Annotated in this window: 2 protein-coding genes; both read right to left on the reverse strand. The window is 60.6% G+C overall.

The features are described from left to right. Positions 1 to 1,170: glutamate--cysteine ligase (gene gshA / locus ACRXB1_RS34040; protein ID WP_449494539.1), on the reverse strand; the 1,170-nt coding region annotated here is incomplete at its 3' end. A gap of 290 nt (positions 1,171 to 1,460) precedes the next feature. Beyond that, positions 1,461 to 2,767: ammonium transporter (locus tag ACRXB1_RS34045; RefSeq protein ID WP_449494540.1), on the reverse strand; the 1,307-nt coding region annotated here is incomplete at its 5' end.

Genomic DNA, 2,767 nt, shown 5'->3' on the forward strand with positions numbered 1-2,767 from the left:
TTGGGCGTCGGGCAGCGCGGTGTGCTCGAAGCCGAGCGGCACGAAATGCATGCCGGGCGCGTTCAGGTTCTGGTCGCGATCCCGCGAATCGTGCACACGATAAAACCCGCCGACCACATACCGGTCGATCATGTAGACCACCGGCTCGGCGACCGCGTTTTCCACGCGCTCGAAGGTATGCACGCCTTCCTGCACGATCACGTCGTGCACTTCCAGGCCGTCCTTCGCGTCGTTCATCTTGACGCGCTCGCGCTTGGTCAACGCGGCGACTTCGCTGGCGTCGTGCACGGTCATCACGCCCTTGCCGTAGGTACCGGCGTCGGCCTTGATCACCACGTACGGCTTCTCGCTGATTCCGTATTCGCGATACTTCTTCGCGATCTTCTTCAACACGCCGTCGATGGCATCCGCCAGTTCCTGCTCGCCCGTGCGCGCCTCGTAATCCACGCCTTCGACGTGCGCGAAATACGGGTTGATCATCCACGGATCGATTTCGACGAGCTTTGAAAACTTCTTCGCGACGTCGTCGTAACAGGAAAAGTGATTGGATTTCCGGCGCACCGCCCAGCCAGCATGCAGCGGCGGCAGCAAGTATTGTTCGTGCAGGTTTTCAAGCACCGGCGGAATGCCGCCCGACAGATCGTTGTTCAGCAGGATCGAGCACGGGTCGAAATTCTTCAGGCCGAGGCGGCGCGGCGTGCGCTCGAGCGGCTCGAGAACGATCTTCTGGCCATCCGCCAGCGCGATCGTCACCGGGCCATGAATATTTTCATCGAGCGTGCCGAAGCGGATATTCAATCCGGCCTGACGCATGATGGTCGCGAGCCGCGCGACGTTCTCCAGGTAAAACGCGTTGCGCGTATGGCGCTCCGGTATCACCAGGAGGTTTTTCGCATCAGGGCAGATCTTTTCGATCGATGCCATGGCGGCCTGCACGGCAAGCGGCAACACTTCGACCGGCAGGTTGTTGAAACCGCCGGGGAACAGGTTGGTGTCGACCGGGGCAAGCTTGAAACCCGCGTTGCGCAAGTCCACGGAGCAGTAGAACGGCGGCGTGTGTTCTTGCCACTCCAGCCGGAACCAGCGTTCAATGGACGGCGTCGCGTCGAGTATCTTCCGCTCGAGATCGAGCAGGGGGCCGTTTAACGCCGTTACGAGATGCGGAACCATTGATGACTCGCGGACTTAAGAGGAAAGATTGTAGAGCAAATGCCTCATCTATTTGGGTATGAACTCCCTTTTCCCAAGCCTATTCGCACGGTTCGTGCCGTCTTTCGCGAACATTTCACCTGATCCGAATCTGTCTTCCTGCACAAAAACGGGACAAAAAAATGCCCGCCGTAGGACGGGCGGGCAAAATCGCTGCGCTTATCTCGGAGCCATGCTGCTATTGCTTTCCACATACTCCGATTGAAGCTGGGGCCTCTCGCGCCCCTGCCGCAACCGGTCTGAAACATTGTTTATTCAACGTGCTCGCCATGCAGCGTCACGTCCAGGCCTTCACGTTCTTCTTCTTCCGTGACACGCAGGCCCATGACCATGTCGATGATTTTCAGCAGGACGAAGCTCATCACGCCGCTGTACACCAGCGTGGTCAGAACGCCCTTGGCTTGCAGCAAGATGCTGCCGTCGGCGCCGCCGATGTCCTTCACCGCGAAGATACCGGTCAGCAATGCGCCGAGAATACCGCCCACGCCGTGCACGCCGAACGCGTCGAGCGAATCGTCGTAGCCGAGTTTCGTCTTGAGCCACGTAGCCGACCAGAAGCAGACCACGCCCGCCGCAATACCGATCACGATCGCACCGGTCACGCCAACGTAGCCCGAAGCCGGCGTAATCGCCACCAGGCCGGCAACCGCGCCCGAGATGATGCCGAGTACCGAAGGCTTGCCCTTCGCCAGCCACTCGGCAAACATCCAGCCGAATGCAGCAAAAGCCGTTGCGATTTGCGTCGTGAGCATTGCGAAGCCGGCACGGCCGTCAGCCGCCACTGCGGAACCCGCGTTGAAGCCGAACCAGCCGACCCACAGCATCGATGCACCAATCAGCGAAAGCACGAGGTTGTGCGGCGCCATGACTTCGCGGCCATAACCGACACGCTTTCCGAGCACCAGACAGCACACGAGACCTGCAATACCGGCGTTGATGTGAACCACCGTGCCGCCTGCGAAGTCCAGGATGCCGGCCGTTGCGAGCCAGCCCGTCGGTTCCCACACCATGTGCGCGATCGGCGAGTAGACGATGATCGACCACAAGCCCATGAAGACGAGCATCGCGGAGAACTTCATGCGGTCAGCGAACGCACCGGCGATCAGCGCCGGGGTGATGATCGCAAACGTCATCTGATAGACGAAGTAGACCGATTCCGGGATCGTCGGGGCCAGGTGGCTGACGGTCAGCGTCGTGGCCTTGTCGCCCTTGATGTAGTTCATGCCGTGCAGGAACACGCGCGAGAATCCGCCGATGAACGAGTTACCCGGCGTGAACGCCAGCGAGTAGCCGACGACCGTCCAGATGATCGTGACCAGGCAGCAGATTGCGAACGACTGCATCACGGTCGCGAGCACGTTCTTCTTGCGCACCATGCCGGCGTAAAAGAGTGCGAGGCCCGGGATCGTCATGAACAGGACGAGAGCGGTGGAGGTCAACATCCAGGCGGTGTCGCCCGAGCTGATCTTCGATGAATCCACAGAGAACGGTTCTGTCGGGGCAGCCGGTGCGGCTGCTGCGTCCGATGCGCCGGAAGCCGGCGCTGCGGCCGATGCTA

The sequence above is a fragment of the Caballeronia sp. M23-90 genome, assembly GCF_053574605.1.